Origin of the sequence: Sorangium sp. So ce131, assembly GCF_051519095.1 — a bacterium.
GTDB lineage: Bacteria > Myxococcota_A > Polyangia > Polyangiales > Polyangiaceae > Sorangium.
On the sequence record NZ_CP150455.1, the window covers coordinates 12,642,790 to 12,660,436 of the forward strand.

11 protein-coding genes are annotated in these 17,647 nt (G+C 69.5%); 5 read left to right on the forward strand and 6 right to left on the reverse strand.

What is annotated here, in order from left to right; genetic code table 11:
* Nucleotides 1–3,399 carry an ACP S-malonyltransferase gene (gene fabD, locus WMF43_RS46050; protein ID WP_437675001.1) on the reverse strand — a complete coding sequence of 1,133 codons (3,399 nt, stop codon included), beginning with the start codon at nucleotides 3,397–3,399 and terminating at the stop codon, nucleotides 1–3.
* A gap of 738 nt (nucleotides 3,400–4,137) precedes the next feature.
* On the opposite strand from fabD, the gene WMF43_RS46055 reads away from it, so the two are divergent.
* From WMF43_RS46055 to WMF43_RS46070, 4 genes are all read left to right on the forward strand, one after another.
* Complete coding sequence (locus tag WMF43_RS46055) at nucleotides 4,138–4,710, forward strand: carboxymuconolactone decarboxylase family protein (RefSeq protein ID WP_437675002.1); 573 nt, start codon at nucleotides 4,138–4,140, stop codon at nucleotides 4,708–4,710.
* Between the two features lie 268 nt (nucleotides 4,711–4,978).
* Nucleotides 4,979–6,241, forward strand: coding sequence for a TIGR02270 family protein (locus WMF43_RS46060; RefSeq protein ID WP_437675004.1), 1,263 nt, complete (start codon nucleotides 4,979–4,981; stop codon nucleotides 6,239–6,241).
* A gap of 21 nt (nucleotides 6,242–6,262) precedes the next feature.
* On the forward strand, nucleotides 6,263–7,306 hold the full coding sequence (locus tag WMF43_RS46065) for a DUF2169 family type VI secretion system accessory protein (RefSeq protein ID WP_437675006.1): 1,044 nt from the start codon (nucleotides 6,263–6,265) through the stop codon (nucleotides 7,304–7,306).
* A complete protein-coding gene (locus WMF43_RS46070; RefSeq protein WP_437675008.1) occupies nucleotides 7,303–8,334 on the forward strand; it encodes a beta-ketoacyl synthase N-terminal-like domain-containing protein in 1,032 nt (343 codons plus the stop codon). The genes WMF43_RS46065 and WMF43_RS46070 overlap by 4 nt, the downstream gene beginning before the upstream one ends.
* Here WMF43_RS46070 and WMF43_RS46075 read toward each other — a convergent pair.
* From WMF43_RS46075 to WMF43_RS46085, 3 genes are read right to left on the reverse strand one after another with little or no spacing between them, the layout of a single operon-like run.
* Nucleotides 8,331–9,053, reverse strand: a complete 723-nt coding sequence (locus WMF43_RS46075; RefSeq protein ID WP_437675010.1) for an SMI1/KNR4 family protein — start codon at nucleotides 9,051–9,053, stop codon at nucleotides 8,331–8,333. The two genes, WMF43_RS46070 and WMF43_RS46075, sit on opposite strands and share 4 nt — an antisense overlap.
* Nucleotides 9,054–9,059: 6 nt before the next feature.
* Nucleotides 9,060–10,412, reverse strand: coding sequence for a DUF4150 domain-containing protein (locus WMF43_RS46080; RefSeq protein ID WP_437675012.1), 1,353 nt, complete (start codon nucleotides 10,410–10,412; stop codon nucleotides 9,060–9,062).
* A 14-nt stretch (nucleotides 10,413–10,426) separates the two neighbouring features.
* Entirely contained in the window at nucleotides 10,427–12,664 is a 2,238-nt protein-coding gene (locus tag WMF43_RS46085; RefSeq protein ID WP_437675014.1) for a type VI secretion system Vgr family protein, read from the reverse strand.
* A 458-nt stretch (nucleotides 12,665–13,122) separates the two neighbouring features.
* On the opposite strand from WMF43_RS46085, the gene WMF43_RS46090 reads away from it, so the two are divergent.
* Nucleotides 13,123–14,769 (forward strand): DUF2169 family type VI secretion system accessory protein, encoded by a 1,647-nt coding sequence (locus WMF43_RS46090; protein WP_437675016.1) that lies wholly within the window; start codon nucleotides 13,123–13,125, stop codon nucleotides 14,767–14,769.
* Nucleotides 14,770–14,786: 17 nt separating this feature from the next.
* On the opposite strand, the gene WMF43_RS46095 is transcribed toward WMF43_RS46090, so the two are convergent.
* A complete protein-coding gene (locus WMF43_RS46095) occupies nucleotides 14,787–16,058 on the reverse strand; it encodes a restriction endonuclease subunit S (RefSeq protein WP_437675017.1) in 1,272 nt (423 codons plus the stop codon).
* Nucleotides 16,055–17,602: a type I restriction-modification system subunit M gene (locus tag WMF43_RS46100; RefSeq protein WP_437675019.1), complete on the reverse strand. Its 1,548-nt coding sequence runs from the start codon at nucleotides 17,600–17,602 to the stop codon at nucleotides 16,055–16,057. Before WMF43_RS46100 ends, WMF43_RS46095 begins: the two co-directional genes overlap by 4 nt.
* Nucleotides 17,603–17,647: the final 45 nt, after the last annotated feature.

The window sequence follows — 17,647 nt, forward strand, 5'->3', positions numbered from 1 at the left end:
TTACGCGAACAGCGCCGCGAAGCGCTGGTTGAGGTACTCGGCCGTCGAGCGCATAAGCTCCTGCGCGATCTCGTCGACATGGCGGTTTCGCCAGCTCGCGAGCGCGGTCCCCTTCACCCACTGGTTGAACGCGCCGAGCGCCGGGCCGCAATGAACCTGGTAATCGACGCGGCTCCCCTCATCGCCTTCCATCGCCAGACGCTGGCTATGGCCGAAGTACCAGCGGAACACCAACGCCATCTTGTGCTTCGGGTCCTGGTCCGCCTTCTCGATCTCCCGGGGGTCCTCGCGCAGGAAGTGCTCGCGGGTCTCACGGTACACCTCGTCGAGCGACCTCCGGAAGTACCTCTGCTCGATCTTCGCGCGAACCTCGGGATCGATCTCGTCGAGCGACTCGTGCTGTCGATATAGCTCGTAGAGCTTCTTCGCACGCGCCGGGAACAAGACGCTCTTCCTCAAGACCTGGACCTTCGCGCCCATCTCGAACATGTCTCCGGCGGGCGCATAATCAGTGTCCTGGATGTTGATCTGCTCGAGCGTGTCCTTGACCGCGGAGCTCACGCCGGACTCGACGGTACACTGATTGATGGATCCGGTGAGGATGAAGTCTGCGCCCAGCACGAATACGGCGGCCGCGGCCTCGGGCGTGCCGATACCGCCCGCGGCGCCCACGCAGATCTTGAATCCACCGCGGTACCTCTCCACGAGCTGGTCGCGGAGCCGGAGGATCGTGGGCAGGAGGACGATCGGGCTCCGATGCTCGGTGTGGCCGCCGGAGTCCGCCTCGACGCACAGGTCGTCGGCCATCGGCACCTCGGCCCCGAGCCGCGCCTCTTCCGCGGTGAGCTTGCCGTCCTGCAGGAGCCGCTGGACGATGCGCTCGGGCGCGGGGGCGAGGAACGCTTCCGTGATCTCCGGCCGAGACACCTTGGCCAGGATACGGTGCCTCACCTCCACCGCGCCGCCCGCGCCCCGCCTGAGGCCCTTGAGCCGATAACGCACGAGGGCCGGAGTGACCTGCATGAACGCGGCGGCCTCGACGTTGCGGATCCCGTGTTTCAGGAATATGTCGACGGTCTCTTCTTCGATCGACGGGAGCCTCGGGTTGTGGACGAGGTTCATCCCGTACGGCTCGCCGGCGCGGAGCTCACCCTGGATGCGGGCGATCGCCTGCTCGACCCGCGCCATGTCGAGGCCGCCGGTGCCGAAGAACGAGAGGATGCCCGCGCGCGCCGCGCGGATGACGAGCTGCTCCGAGGCGATGCCCCGGAACATCGCACCGCAGACGTAAGCGTACTTCAGTCCGTAGGCCTGCCTGAACGCGGCGCTCCCCAGCGACTCTGCGCTGAGCCGGGGGCGCGCCGCGTCCGGCGCCCGACGCGCGGCCTCCTGCACCACGGGCGGCGGCGCTTCGACCTGCGCGAGCGAGCGCTGGGCCACGCCGTTCGTCGCGACGCCGTTCGTGGCGCGCAGCGCGGTGCCGACAGGCGCGCCCCCCTGCTCATCCAGGCGCACAGCCGGGCCCGGGGCCGCGGCGCCGGCCTTCAGGACCTTCGCGAGCAGCTTCGTGAGGACGTTGCCGGGGCCGACCTCCTCGATCTCGAGATCGCCTTGCCGGAGCAGGAACTCCAGAGTCCAGTCCCATCGCACCGGTTTCGTGAGCTGCTCCGCGAGCATGCGCGCGATCTGGTCCGGCTCGTAAGGCTTTCCGGAGACGTTGGCGATGACCGGCACGGCGAGCGGGCGGAACTTGAACCCCGCGAGGAACCCCTCGAACTCGCGCCGCGCCGGCTCCATGTACCGGGAATGGAACGCGCCGCTCACCCGCAGCGGTACATAAGCCAGGGCGCCGGCGCCGAGGAACAACGGCTGCGCCCTCAACACGCTCTCTCGGGGACCGGCAAGGATGAACTGCCGCGCCCCGTTGTAGTTGGCGAGCGCGATCTCATCGAGCCTGTTGTCCGCCAGCACCTTCCCGACCGTGGCCTCGTCGAGCCCGAGCACGGCCGCCATCCCGCCGTCCTTCGCCCGGGCCATCAGCGCGGCTCGTTCCTGGACGAGCCGCAGCCCGGTCTCGAAATCGAACGCGTCGGCGGCGAGGAGCGCGTTGTATTCCCCGAGGCTGTGCCCCGCGACGAAGGCGGGGCGCTCGCCGCTCTTCCTCCTGCGCGCGAGCAGGAGCGCGTTGACGACGAAGAGCGCCGGCTGGGTGAACTGCGTCTGATCGAGCTGTCGCTCCGGATCCTCCCGGCAGAGCCGCGCGATCGAGTAGCCGAGGACCCGATCGGCCGTGGCCGTCAGCTCGGGGAACTCCTCGAAGAGCTCCGCGCCCATCCCTCGCGCCTGCGATCCCTGCCCTGGAAAGAGGTAGACCTTCCTCTTCTCCTCCCGCGAGACCGGCTGGGCGCCGCGCACGGGCGAGCGCTCGTCGGAGCCGTCCCGACGATGCGCCTGCTTGAGCCGCCCGAGCCCCCTGGACCCTGGCGAGAAGGGGCTGAGCACCGTGATGGCCTCCGACCGCGACCCCGATTTCAGGTTGTGCTTGGCGAAGCTGGCCAGCGTCCCGGTGGGCCCCAGGTCCACATAGAGGCACCCGTCGTTCTCCGCCTCCTCGAGCGCGCGCACGGCCTCTCGAAAGCGGATCGGCGCGCGCACCATGCGCCAGAAGTGCGCCGGCTCCAAGACGTCGACGAGCCCCGCCGTCTCGCACGACATGAGCGGCACCGATGGCTTGCGCACGGTCAGCGACGCGAGGTGACGGCGGTACGGGTCGGCGGCGACATCCATCCAGCGAGAATGAAACGGATAGGCGACGGGGAGCCGCTGGTGCATCACCCGCGTGTTGTCCAGCCACGCGACGATGCGCGACACGTCGTCGGACAAGCCCGACACCACGAAGTGGTGGTCGAAATTGATCGCGGCGAGCTCCGCGTTGTCGCGGAAGACCTGCTCCCGCTCGAACATCCGCGCGTCCCCGAGGACCGCGAGCATGGTGCCTTGAGGGCACAGCGCCTCGATGATCTTCACCTGATGCGCGATGCAGCGAGCGACCTCCTCGGCGCTCAGCGCGCCCGCGGCGGCCGCGGCGGTGTACTCACCGAGGCTCGCGCCAAGAAGGCAATCGGGCTCGATTCCCTCCGCCTTGAGCGCCTCAAAGAGGGCGAGCTCGATCATGAATATCGCTGGGTGGCTGAAGCACAGGCGGTCGAACCAGTCGGCCGCCGTGCGGTCGCCGCGATGGATCTCGGAGAGGACGCTCGGACCGCCGAGCTCCTGGAACAGCGAGTCCAGGGATTGCAGCGAGGCCCTGAAGACGGGGTGGGTCTCGAAGAGCTCCCGGCCCATGCCGTAGTAATGGGAGCCTTGCCCCGAAAACATGAAGACGGTCTTCCTTGCCACGGAATGCCTCTCTCTCCTCTGGCCAGATGCTCTCGGGGCTCTGGGCCTCGCGCCGGCGGCGGCCCGACACCACCATGCCCGGTGATTCCCCTGCCCTCACGCCTGGGCGTCCGCGACGCCTGCCGACCTCGACGCCTCCGGCGCGCGCAAAGGCGCGAGCTGCGACGCGTTGAAGAGGCCAACGACCCCCGCGGCGATGATCGCGACCTCGGTGCGCTCAGGCGCCCCCGCACGAGAGCGCGTAGACTGCTCGGATCGCATGCTGCTCATTGGGCTATTCACGTCTCTTGCGACTGGGGCAGGCTGCCATAGAAGCCAGTCAAATCGGAGCTCGGGACAGGGGAAGACGATACCTTCTCGCCCTCCCCCGAACGACCGCTGCACCACATCATCACACCATGCCGCGACAATACGCAGATTATGGCAACAGCGCGCAGAATGCGAGCTGAACTTTCGTCTATGCAATCGCCGGGCGCAGTGAGGAAGCGGGGATGCTCCTGGGCTCTATGAGCATGGCGACGAGCTTCATCCTGCCCTGCGTGCGCGGATCCGAGGGGTCGCACCGCCGATGCCGAGGGCGCCGGTGGCACGTGCCACTCCAGCAGGTGGCACGTGCCATTCCAGCAGGTGGCACGTGCCACTCCAGCAGCACGTGGGATCAGGGGCATCGTGCGTCGCGTTCGCGCTCTCGAATCCGTGCTCTGGAACGGCAACGGGGACGGTGATATTCTGGTAAGCATGGCTCGACTGCCCTATGTGAAGCTTGATGAGCTCCCCGAGGAGCTCCGCATACGACTCACCAGGCTGCCGCCACTGAACCTCTTCGGCATGCTCGCGCACACGCCGAACGCCCTGCAAGTGCTCGCCCTGACCAGCGCGAACCTGTGCGAGGCAGAGATCGACCAGCGCCTGCGCGAGCTGGCCATCCTGCGGGTCGCGCATCTCTCCGGCTCACGATACGAGTGGGTGCAGCACGCCGCGCTCGCCCGGTCTGTCGGGGTGAGCGCGGCGCAGGTGGAGGCCGTCCCGCGGGGCGCCGACGCCGACGTGTTCTCCGAGGTAGAGCGACTCGTGTTGCGCTTCACGGATGAGATGACGGAGAACGTCAAGGTCTCGGAGTCCACGTTTCAAGCCCTCGCCGGGCACCTGAATCCCCGCTGCTTGATGGAGCTCGCGCTCGCAGTCGGGATGTACGGGATGCTGGCGCGCGTCCTGGAGACCTTCGAGGTCGAGCTCGAGCCCACCGCGGGGACCTACACGTTCGACTCGATGCGGCAGGCGGGGGCGAGCCTGCTCGAGGGCTCTGGTTGATGGCGCGGCCCACGGGAGCCGAGAAGCCTGCGGCCTTGTTCTGCGGCCATCGTGCATCCCCCGGTCCTTCACGAGCTTGGCCGCGCTCGAACGTCACCGTCCCCTGCCGTCCAGGGGGCATTCCGATGGCGGTGGAGCCGAGCTGGCGGGCGGCGGCCCCGCCAGCCTCGCCGCGCGCACGCCGTTCGCGTGCATCCCCCACGCATCCGCGCGCAGCACGGCGGCACCACCTTTACAACGTCGCCCACATCGCCTTCACTGAGCTGTCGTGAACCCGGCCGCAGGACACGACGCTCTCCCCGAGATCGTGGAGCAGCACGCGACCGAGGCTGCATTCTGCTGGAGGTTCCGCGACGCGGCGGCCCGGAGCCCCGCCTACGACCTCCTCGAGCTCTGCGAGCTCGACCACCGGCTCGAGTGCCACCTCGACGGCCTGCGCGCGGCGGGCGACCTGGGATGGGAGCTGTGCCTCGCCGCGCTCGAGGACGATGACCCCGCGGTCCTGTTCCCGGCGGCGCTCCTCGCCGTCGAGCGCGAGGACTGGGCGGGCTTCGCGCACGTGCTCGACGCCGGCGCCGAGGAGCCGGCGCGCGCGCGCGCCTTCGCCTCGGCCCTGGGCTTTCTGCCGTTCGATCGCCTCCGCCTCGTGTGGGCGGGGATGCTCGCCGCGGACTCGCCGGCGCCGCTCCTGCTCCTCGGCGTCGCGGGCCACGCGATCCATCGGCGCGACCTCGGGAGGACGCTCGCGCACGCCGCGGCCTCGCGCGACGTGCGCCTCCGCGTCCGCGCGTACCGGGCGATCGGGGAGCTGCACCGCGAGGACCTCCGCCGCGAGCTCCGCGCCGGCCTCTCCGACGCCGACGAGGCCTGCCGGTTCTGGGCCGCGTGGTCCGCGGCGCTGCTGCGCGACGGCCACGCGCCGGGGGCGCTCGCCGAGCTCGCCGCGGCGAGCCCGCGTTACGGCGAGCGCGCGAGCGACATGGCCGCGCGCGCGATGGCGCCGGCCGACGCGCGGCGCTTCGTCGAGTCGCTCGCGGCGCGCGGCGGCGCCGAGCGCGCGGCGATCGTCGGCGCGGGCGCGCTCGGCGATCCGGCCCTGGCGCCGTGGCTGCTGACGCAGGCGGCCAAGGCGGAGACCGCGCGCCTCGCCGCGTGGTCGCTCACCCTCATCACGAACGCCGACGTCGCCGGCGAGCTCCCAGGCAAGCCGCCCCAGGGCTTCGCCTCCGGACCAAGCGACGACCCCGACGACGAGGACGTCGCGATGGACCCGGACGAGGATCTCCCGTGGCCCGACGCCGGGCGCCTCGGCGCGTGGGTCCGCGCGCGGAGCCTCGCGGGCGGGAGCCGCCACCTGCTCGGAAAACCCATGGATCCCGGCTGGCTGCGCCACGTGCTCCGCGCGGGCAACCAGGCGGCGCGCGCCGCGGCCGCGATCGAGCTCTGCCTGCGCGGCCGCGGCGAGCCCCTCTTCGAAGTGCGAGCGCCCGGATACGTCCAGCTAGGGGCATTGCCCCCTCCAGAACGCTGACGGGAGCGTTGACACCGACCGATGCCGAACCTCGAGAACCTCACGCCCTTCGCCGCGATCTCGCTGCCGTCGATGGCGCCGGACGGCGCCGATCTCCTGCTCGCGATCGTCTCGGGGCGCTTCCAGCTGCCGCCCGCGGGGCGGCCCGGCGCCGCGCCGCCGCGGCCGTGCGAGGAGCAGAGGCCGGTGCAGCTCCACGACGAGCACCACGGCCCGCCCGACGCATCCAGCCTGCGCTACGAAGGCCAGTCGGCGCCGCTCCGGCCCGCGACCGACGTCCTGCTGCTCGGCCAGGCGTGGGCGCCGAAGGGCGCGGCCGCGAAGCGCGTCGACGTGACCCTCGCCGTCGCGCCGCATTTCGTGAAGACCGCCGCCGTCTTCGGCGAGCGCGCCTTCACGCAGGGGGGCGGAGCCATCACGCCGGGCTCGCCCCGCCCGTTCGTGGCGATGCCGCTCGTCTACGAGCGCGCCTTCGGCGGCGCCGAGCCGGGCAACCACACGCCGCGCGCCTACGAGCCGAGGAACCCGGTGGGACGCGGCTTCTTCACGTCGGCGGCCGACGCGCTCTACCAGCCGGTGGCGAACATCGAGGACCCGCGGGCCCTCATCCAATCCGCCGGCGACCGCCCCGCGCCGATAGGGTTCGGGCCCATTGCGCGGAGCTGGCAGCCGCGCGTCCGCTTCGGGGGCACCTACGATCAGCGGTGGGTGGAAGAGCTCGCGCCGAGCTGGCCGCCTGATTTCGACGTGCGCTTCTTCCAGGCCGCCCCGCTCGATCAGCAGGTGCGCGGCTACCTCCGCGGCGGCGAGCGCGTGGCCGTCAGCGGGGTCTCGCCGAACGGCGATATCCATTTCGAGGTTCCCAGGGAGCGCGTGCTGCTCAAGGGGTATTTCCGCGGGCGCGTGGAGCGCAAGCTGATGACGCTGGATTCGCTCCTGATCGAGCCCGACGACGGCGTCTTCACGCTCACCTGGCGCGCCTCGTTCCGGTTGCCGAAGGGCATGTTCGAGCACGAGCACAGCGTCGTGCGCCGGCTCGAGCCCTGGGAGGACGCGCCGCGATGAGCCCGCCCATCTTCGTGAAGCTCGGCCTCGCCACGCCGCTCGGGCTCAGCGCGCGCGCGACCCAGTGCGCCATCGCCGCCGGGCTCACCGGGTTCGCGGACACGGACGTCGCCGACTCCGCCGGTGAGCCGGTGCGCGCGAGCCGCCTCTCCTCGCTCGACCCGGCCACGACGCGCGAGGAGCGCATGCTCTTCCTCGGGCAGCGCGCGCTCGCCGAGTGCCTCGCCGGCCTGGACCCGCGGCGCCTGACCTCCGTCGCGTGTTACCTCGCGCTGCCCGAGCGAGACGCGCGGCCATTCAACGAGGCGTACGTCGCGCGCGGGCTGCGAGACGCCGCCGATCCCGCGCTGCCGCTCGACTGGTCGGCCCGCCCCATCCTCGCCGGCCGGGCAGGCGTCTTCGCCGCGCTCGAGGCGGCCGCTGCGGCGATCGCCTCCGGCCGGACCTCGCTCGCCCTCGTCGGCGGCGTCGACTCGCATTGCGACCACGCCTCGCTCCAGCACCTCGCCGCCGGAGGGCGCACGCTCGGCAAGTCGAACCCCGACGGCCTCATCCCGGGCGAAGGCGCCGGCTTCGTGCTGCTCGCCCGAGCGGGCGCGGCGAGCGGGTTCGGCGCTCCGCTGGGCCGGCTCATCGCGTGCGCGACGTCGCAGGACAGCCTCCCGTTCAACAAACGCAACCCGATGCACGCGGTCGGCCTCACCGCCATGTTTCGGCAGCTGCGCCACTTGAACGCCGGACAGCCTCGCCCGCAGCACCTCTACTCCTGCCAGACGGGAGAGAGCCCCTGGGCGCGCGAGCTAAGCAACGCCTACCTGCGCAACGCCGAGCTCATGCCGGAGCCGTTCCGCACGTCGATCATCGCGGGCTCGCTGGGAGATGCCGGCGCGGCCTCGCCTGTTGTACAGCTCGGAGTGGCCTTTTACGCCTTCGCCGCTGCGTGGCGAGCGGGCACGCCCGCGGACAGGGCCGTCCTCTATGGTGCCGCCGACAGCGGCAGCGTCGGCGGCGGGATCGTCGCCCACTAGCGACGGCGCGCTGCGGCTGGCACGGCGTCGAGCAGCGTCTCGCGCAGGCGTACCATCTCGCCGTTCGTCTCCGTGCCGATCGAGAAGGTCACCCAGGGCTCTCCAGGCAGCCACCGCGCCAGGACCGCCGCGCTCTCGCTCGCCACCGCGCAGAAGAAAGGGCTCTCGTCGAGCGGGGGGCGGAGGCCCAGCTTCGACAAGAGTTGCCGCCAGGTCGTGAGCAGCTCTGCGGGCCGTTCGGTGGCGACGGAGCCGCTGTGATGGTGCTCGCGGGACGTTATCGCGAAATCGCTGAAGACCGACGTCCAGACCATCTCGTAAAGCGAATTGTAGACGGTTTTCGCCTGCGGATACGCGGTTTCATAGTCGAAACGCACGATAGGACCGTCTTCTGCGGTCCCCCGAATACAATCGATGTAATAATCGCTGTACATCTCGCCCTTGTCGATGGCGAGGAGGATATATCGACGATCATGCTTCGGTTCGAGTACGTTGTAGCGAGCTATGAGCGCGTGGATAGCGAACTCTGCGTCGGCGAGGCGTAGGGGCTCGACGATCATCCCCATGATGCGCAGCATCTCGCGGAAGCGAGCGGGTAGCGGGTGGCCAGCCACCTTCTCGAGCTCGGCGATGTCGTCCTCGTCGGCTTCGACCAGGTCCATCCTGAGCCCAGGCCTGCGCTGCTCGGCGAAGGCAACGATGTCGTCAATCGTGGACATTCCGGCTTACCCGCATGCTTTCTGGTTGTCACACGACAGGAAGGGAATCATCGTCTGACAGGTGTTGCAGGACGGGACCGTGCTGGCGTCCTGGAAGGTCCCTGGAACACGCCGGAATTGGATATTGCCATACAGGAAGTCGATCGTCCTCCGCCAGAGGCCCCGCAGCGAGTTGTCGATGTGCGGGTAGGTCAGGCTGACCGACTTCAACCTCACCGGATCGAACCACTCTTCGGTCATCATCTGAGGACGGTGCGGCGCCGCGCGACCGATGAGCTTGGCCGCAGCGCACTCGCCGGGCTTATTCCAGCTTTCGCCCTGCTGTCTACGTCTGGCGCCCTCCTCGCCCTCTCCGTTCGTCTCGCACTCCTTCCAGGCCTTCTGGAAGCTCGCGACCTTGGCCTCGGATTCTTGGATCCGCGGGTTCATGGTCGGAAACTCCTCCTTGGAGACGGACGTCTCGCACGGCGTCCAGCCAAGTTCGTTGAGCGCGGCGAGAAAGCCGGCCGTCGACTCCTTCCCGCTCATTGCGCCGAACGGCTCGGCGTGAGTGCGGCAAACGATGCAGCCGATCATGTACCCGTTGGTCACCCGCTTGAGCGTGTCATTATCGGCGGTAGCCTTCGATGTTTTCCAGGTTTTCTCGGCGGCCTTCAGCTCGATCTTCAGCTTATCGATCTCATCCTGGATGCTCTTGCTCTCCTGGGCAGGAGCGTCGACGGGCAACCGCTTCTGCGCCTTCTTCAGGTCACCCAGTCTAGTGTAGATGAGGTTGTAGTCCATCTCGCGGGCGTAGCACTCGGTGAGCGCCTGCATTTTGGGCTGGATGCGCGCGAGCAGCTTATCCCTCAGCTGCTTGATGTTGTTCTTGCTCGTCGCCGTCTCAGGTACGCGATGCGCAGGAGGATCCTGGCCACAGATGGAACACGCGCCCTCGAAATCGTCTGCGTAGAACACGCTCATCTGCCCGGTCGACAGGAAGGCCGTGTTGCCGGTGTTGCCGTTCTGCTGCGTGGGATCCATGAAGCGGGCGACGCCCTTGCCTTCGGTCTTCACGTCCGTGCTGGTGCTCGCCCACGTCAGCTTCCCTTTGAACTTCGAAGAGATGACGCCGCCCGCCGTGCCTGCTTCGTCACCGCTGCTGGTGCTCAGGTTGGAGCCTGCGTTCGCGGTCGGGTTGCCCGCGATCTTGACCTTCTTGGTGCCCTTGGCGAGATCACCGCTCAGGGCGATGTTGACGTAGGGGATCGGCACCGGCCCGCCTGGCGAGGGCGTCTTGCATACATCAGGCGGCGCCGCGGTGTGGACACCGCTGTCCCCTTTATGGATGATGGAGCGGTTATTGGCGAAGACGCTCATTGTTCCACCCGCGCTCAGTTGATGCCTACGTCGCTGCCCTTGACCGTGATCTTGCCGGAGCCCTTGATGTCGATCGTGCCGTCGCTCTCGACCTTCAGCTTCTTGCCGGAGACCTCGATGGGCCCCTCGCCTTTGACCGTGATCTTGTTGCCTTCCACCGAAATGTCGCCGCTCTTGTCGATGGTGATGATGGCTTTGCCGACCTCCACCTTGAGCTTCTCGCCGACGATCAGCGCCACGGTCTTCTTGACGTTCTCCGTCTTGTTCTCCGCGATGTCGACCGTCATGTTCTTCGTTACGTTCACGTCGTGGTTCTGGGCGACGCTCACGGCGTAACTTCCCGTTACCGCCGTGGTCTTATCCCCGCCGACGGTCTCGCGGCTGGTGCTGCCCACCGATTCGACCTTGCCGCCGGCGACCGTCAGCGCCATCGCGGCTCCGACGTTCTTCGCCCAGGCTCCCCCGACCGTGCTTGTCTGCGCCAGTCCGACCTTCTCCACGTGCGCCATGACCACGGTCGTCGAGCGCGTGCCGTTGATGGTGAGATCCGCGTTGCCGGCGACCGTGATGCTCTCGTTCTGCTGGATCGTCTCGGAGTGATTCTTCGCGACGTTGATCGTCTTGTTGCCGCCGATGTTCTCGATCTGATCGTTGTCGACAGTCTTGCTCCGGTCGTGGCCGACGTGGATCGTCTGGTCGTTCCCGACGTCCAGCGTCTCGTCATGGCCGATCGTCTGGTTCTTGTCGTTCTTGATCAGGATGTTCCAGTCCTTCTCGCCCTGCAGGTAGATCTCCTCCTTGCCCTTCAGGTCCTCGAACCGGAGCTCGTTGTACCCGCCGCCGCCCACCGTGCTCTCCGTCTTGAGGGTGCTCTTCGTCTTCTCCGCCGGCAGCGGGTACGGCGGCACGTTGGCCGCGTGGTAGACCGCGCCCGAGCAGAGCGGGCGATCCGGGTCGCCCTCGACGAACTCGACGACGACCTCCTGGCCGACGCGGGGGATGAAGAGGTGGCCCCACGCCGGACCGGCCCAGGGCTGCTTCACGCGGATCCAGCACGAGCTGTTCTCGTCGCCCTTGCCGAGGCGGTCCCAGAAGAACTGCACCTTGATGCGGCCGTGCTCGTCGGTGTGGATCTCCTCGCCGGCCGCGCCGGTGACGACCGCGGTCTGCACGCCGTAGATGCGCGGGCGCGGCGTGCGCGGCGCGGGGCGGAACGGCACCGTGGCGGGCACCACCCAGAAGCGGTTCGAGTAAGCGACCACGTCGCCGCCCTCCACCATGCGGGGGTCCTGGCCCTCGTGCTCGACGTGGGTGACGAGGTACTCCTGCGCCAGATCCTCGCGCAGCGCCTCGCCCACGCCGTCGTCGAGCGTGAACTTGCTGCCGGGCGTCAGGCGGGCGCAGTTGCTGTGACCCTCGCCGGTCTTCCGCGGGGCCTGGAGCGCCTCGAGCCGGCGCGCCGTCATGCTCTTGCCCGCGCCGGGATCGGCGTAGTTCCCGGGGTAGTCGTAGACCTCCAGATCGTCGTCGGACTCGGCCTTGGACGACGCCTCGAGCGACAGCTTCGGGGTCTTGAAGTTGTAGTCGCGCATCGTGATCTTGCCCGGCCTCAGCTCCTCCCCGTAATGCAGGCTGCTGACATGCTCGCCGGCGGCGAGCGCGCCCGTGTCCCTGCGGAGCTTCAGCCGGGGATCGCCTTCGATAGGGTTGTGCACGGAAGGGCCGTCGGCGATGACGAGCTTCGTCGCCTCCGCGCCGTGCTCGAAGTAATAAAAGATGCCCTCCTCCTCCATGAGGCGGTTGATGAAGTCCCAGTCGGTCTCGCGGTACTGCACGCAGTACTCGCGCGTCGCGTAGGAGCCGGAGAGCGCGAGCGTGTGCGCCTCGATCTCGGCCTCGCCGATCACCGCCTCGATGATCTGCGGCGCGGTCTTGCCCTGGAAGATGCGGTTGTTGCGGCGCAGCGTGAGGCGGAACGCCCGCGGGACGAGGATCGCGCGGTACGTGGCGTGGCGGCTGTGGTGGTGGAGGTACTCGAACCGGCGGATGAGGCCGCGCGCGTGCCGCGAGCCCTCGACGGCCTCGTCGAAGAGGAAATCCGCGGGCCTGCCGATGACGTCGGCGAACGCTACCTGCGCGTCGTCGGTGACGACGTGGAGCTCGAACTCGAACGCGTCGGACATCGCCTCGCGGCCGGCGTAACGGACGACCCGGAGCGGCGCGGACAGGCCGTCGATCTGAAGCGTGGGCACGATGGTCCTCCTCTGTTGGTCTCGTTCCGCGGACGGTCCAGCGACGCGCGCGACCGTGGGCCCGCGTGCTCCACCGGCCTTGCAGGCGCTCGCTTCCAGGCAGGGACTGCATTGCGGGCGAGCATGCGCGACGAATAGGAGACCCCAGAACTTTTGCCCACGTCAAGCCTCGCGGAGGGGCGGCAATGAGGTCTTCCGCCGCGCGCCCGCCCCTCCTGCCGGAGCCGCGGCGCAGAACACCTGGAGACGCGCCGCCGGGAGCGCCAGTCAGGACGCAAGGCGACCCGCCGATCTCCGGCGACGCCAGCATGGACGTTGCGACGTTCGAGCTCGCGCGCGGGGTGCGACGTTCGAGCTCGCGCGCGGGGGAGGATCGTGCGCTGAAATGTCCAGCCGGCCACGCCGTGGCGCATCCCCGCGAGCGCGCCCGTGTTATGGTCGGTGACGTGACTCCGGGCGTGTTGCCTCGCGTCGCGATCTCTCCCGTCGGCCACGTCGCCGCGGCGACGGTCGTCTTCCGCGTGTCCGGGCAGCTCCGGGTCGCCGCGGTCGTCAAGGCGTCGTTCGCCATGGTGCAGGATCGCGACATGCTCCTGACCGAGCCCGACCCGCTCGTGCCCGTCGACATGCACCGCGACAACAACCCCGCGGCGAGCCTCGTGGCTTCGAGCGATCTCGTCCCGTACCGCGCGCGCGCCGACGTGCTCCTCACCGGGCACGCGCGCGCCCCGGAGGGGCAATCGGTCGCGTCCATGGGCGTGCGCCTCCTCGTGGCGCTCGACCGGACGACGCTCCTGGACAAGCGGCTCGCGGTGCAGGGCTGGACCGACGCCGCGCGCCCCACGCCCGCGCCCTTCGCGGCGATGCCGCTCGCCTACGAGCTCGCCGCCGGCGGCCCCGGGGTGCGCGACAACCCGGTCGGCGTGCCCGAGCGCTCGGCCCGCGCGCCGAACGTGCTCGACGGCTGGCGCCGCCCGAGCCCCGTGGGGTTCGGCCCGCTCGCGCCGACGTGGCCGGTGCGGCGAGCGCTGCTCGGCCCGGCGCACGAGGCCGCGCTCCGCCAGCCCGTCCCCGATCTCGGGGTCGATTTCCCCTGGGCCTACTTCAACGCCGCGCCGGAGGATCAGCGCATCGACTACCTCCGCGGCGACGAGTGGATCGGGTTCGAGGGGATGACGCCGACGCTCCCGCGGGCGCAGTCCCGCCTCCCCGGCCTGCGCGGCGTTGCGCGCGTGTACGGCCCCGCGCCGGGCCTCGCGGCGGGCCGGCCGGTCGCGCTCGTGGCGGACACGCTGCTCATCGACGCCGACCGGATGCGCGTCTCGGTCGTGTGGCGCGGGAGCTTCCAGGTGGCCAGCGAAGGCGAGCTCGCGTCGCTCCACCTCCACGCCGGCGTGGAGGCGAAGGGCCGCCCGCTCGCGTTTCCCGAGGCGTACCGTCCGCCCCGCGACGAAGGCGAGCGCGGCTCGGGCGACCACCCGCTCGATGGGACCATCGATCTATCCGCCCGTCGGAGCGCCCCCCCTGCGGACGCGCTGCCGTTCGCGCGATCCGAGCCGATAGCCGCGGCGCCTGCGCCCGCTTCCCTGTCCGACACGCGTCAGCCGTGGCAGTCCGAGATCGCGGTCCTGCCATTTTCGCCGGCGGAGCCGTCGTTGCCGAGGGATCGGCCCCCGCGACCGCTGCCCGCGGCCACGCCGTTCGAGCGACCCCCCCACGTCCTCGATCCGCGCGCGGCGACGCTCGACGTCGACAGGTCGACGCTGCTCACGCGCGGCCGGGACGACGTCGCGCAGCCGCAGCGGATGGCCTCCGCGGAGGTCGCGGCGCCGGCGCCGAGGGAGACCGCGGAGGTGGCGGCGCCTGCGCCCAGGGAGACCGCGGAGGTCGCGGCGCCGCCGCCGATGATTGCGCTGGAGGTCGCGGCGCCGTTGCCGGGGGTGACCGCGGGGATCGCGGTGCCACCGCCGATGGCTGCACCGGAGGTCGCGGCGCCGTCGCCGCCCGCGCCTGAGGAGGGCGCGCCCCCCGCGAAGCTCGGCGCCGCATTCCTCCGGGCGATCTCGCGCGCGACGGTGCGACCCGAGGGCCCCGGCGCCCGGTGAGCGGCGCGCTCGGGCGGTCACGCGCAGCGGGCGTCGAGGCGGCTCACGTCGACCTCGCCGGAGAGCAGGCGCGGCAGCAGGAGATCACGCGTGGAACGCAGCAGCCTGTTCCGTCGCTCCAGGTTGAGGATCTGGCCGCCGATGGGGCCTGCGAACCGCTCGAAGCGGCCGACGAGCGCCTCCGGGGGTACGACGAGGTCGATCTTCTTGAACGTCCCTTTGGTGATCTCCTTGAACGTCGCGCCGGTCGCGAGTCGGATGAAGACGGGCACGTTCTCCTTGATCCAGTGATAGAGGAAGTACAGCGGGAACCGCGGATTCGGCATGCACGTGATGAAGCCCTGGTTCGTGCAGGCCGGCGTCGTGTTGATCGCCACCGCGCCGATCGTCGCTCGGCTCGTCATCATGACGCTCCACGGAGGAAACAGGCGGGCAGAGCTGCGCTCCAGCCCTCGAGCGGTGATGCGCGTCCCGGAGCCATCCATGAACATCGTGCGCGCGCCCGTCAGATCGCTCGGCGTATACCAGTGGATGTCGCCGCCGCTCCAGTACACGTCGATCTCCTTGGAAGGAGTTCCGCCGCCCGCGACCTCGAACGCTCCTTCGATCGGCTGAACGGGCCATCCCTCCGGCACGTCGCCGATCGCTGAAGCGACCAGCTTCGCCCGCTCATGCCCGGGGAATCGGTGGTTGACGAACCACGCGTGGTACAGCGAGCGGGCTGCCTCCTCGAGGACCTTGATGCGTTTCGTGTTGTTCTCGATGAGCTCGTCGTACGCCGAGAGCACGTCGGCGATGTGATGCTGGATTTTTACAGGGGGCAGGTGGAACCTGTACTTCTTGATGTCCGGGCCGCTGATGTGCGGAACGTTCACGCCGGTCGTGATCGACTTCACGTAAGCCACGAATTCAGGAGCGGCGATCACGTACCGCAAGAACCGGGTGGCGAGGCCGTCACGGCCGCGCAGGCGGGCGACGCGCTGGACCAGGAGCAGCGGACCGTCGTGCTCGCCGACGGCAGCCCACTTGAGCCCCGCCTCGATCCACGGCCGGTCCATGGCGACCACCACGTCTCCGGCCTCCAGGAAGAACTTCCGGTACGGGCCGGCGTCCCCTCGCGGCCACCGTTTCACCCCATCCCAGCGCAGGTAACCCTGGGCGATGTTGTCGCCCCGCAGGAGCCGGATATCGGTCTCCTGCGAGGAGTACTGCCTGCTCTTGAAGGGGAACCCGGTGAGCAGATCGACGTGGTCTCCGAGGACCACCTCCGGCCATCGCGCGGGGCTCATCCGGTCTCCAGGAGGGCCGCGACGTTGTCGGCGATCCTGGCCTCGAGCCCCCGCGCCTCGACGTTCAGCCGCTCGAGCTCTTCGTTCAGCTGCTCGAGCCGCTCCTTGAAGTCGAAATCCTCGACGGCCCGATCCGCCGCGCCCACATAACGGCCCGGGTTGAGGCTGAAGCCCTGCGCCTCGATCTCTGCGAGCGTCGCCGCCTTGCAGAGGCCCGGCACGTCGGCATACCTCCCCTTCGCGAAGGTCTGCTTCACGAGCTTGCGGCTCCCGTGCAGGCTCTCGGGCTCCTCGCCGCGGTAGAGCCGCACGATGTTCGCGAGAAACTCGATCTGCTCGGCCGTGAGCTCCCGGTGAGCGCGGTCCACCTGCCGGTAGATGTGCCGCGCGTCGATGAAGAGCACCTTGTCCTTGCGTGCCCCCTTCGCCTTCCCCTTGTCGAGGAACCACAACGTGACGGGCAGGGTCACCGTGTAAAAGAAGCTCTCGCTCAGCGAGACGATGACGTCGACGGCGCCCGCCTGGATCAACCTCCGCCGGATCTCGAGCTCGCTGCCCCGCGAGTCGCTCGCGCTGTTCGCCATCACGAACCCGGCGCGCCCCGTGGCGCAAAGGGCGCTGTAGAAGAGCTGGATCCAGAGGTAGTTCGCGTTGTCGACCGAGGGCACCCCGAACGGGAAGCGCCTCGTATCGTCCTTGAGCCGCTCCCTGTCGACCGCGTTCTGGTTGAACGGCGGGTTGGCCATCACGTAGTCGAACCTGCCGACCTGCTCGTGGACGTCCTCGTAATAGGTGTTCGCCTCGCGGATGTCCCCGGAGAGGCCGTGTACGGCGAGGTTCATCCTCGCGAGCCGCAGCGTCTGCGCGGTCTTCTCGACGCCGTAGATCGAGATCTCCTCCGCGGCCCGCTCCCGGTGCTCCGCGATGAAGCTCGCGCTCTGCACGAACATGCCGCCGGACCCGCAGCACGGGTCGTAGACGCGGCCGCGGTACGGCTCGACGATCGCGACGATGAGGCGCACGACCGAGTAGGGCGTGAAATACTCGCCGCCCTTCTGCAGCGCGCGCGGCGCGAAATTCCCCAGGAAATACTCATAGATGCGCCCGAAGACGTCGCCCTCGACGCTCGCCGGGATGGCGCCGAAGAGCTCGAGCAGCCCTCTGAGCGTCTTCGCGTCGAAGCGGCCGTAGGCCTTCGGCAGGACGTCCTTGAGGTGCTCGTTCTCCGCCTCGATGGCGCTCATCGCGTCGTCGAGCGCCTCGCCGATGTCGGCCCCCGCGGGGAGCTCGAGCAGGCGACCGAAGCGCGCCTCTTCCGGGACGAAGAGGACGCCCTCGGCGCGGTGGTCGTCCCTGCCGGCGCCGCGGCGTCGGCGCGGGGACGCGCGCTTCTTCTCGGCCTCGGCGAAGCGGTGGTCGGCGTACTTCAGGAAGATCAGCGCGAGGACCGGCGTCGCGTACTCGGACGGCTGGAGGGAAGAGTTGGTCCAGAGCTGGTCCGCAGCGGCCCAGAGGCGCGCTTCGAAGTCGGCGGGGAGGGGCATCGGGGCCGCGCAGGGTAGGCCAGGTCAGGCCGAGGATGAACCACG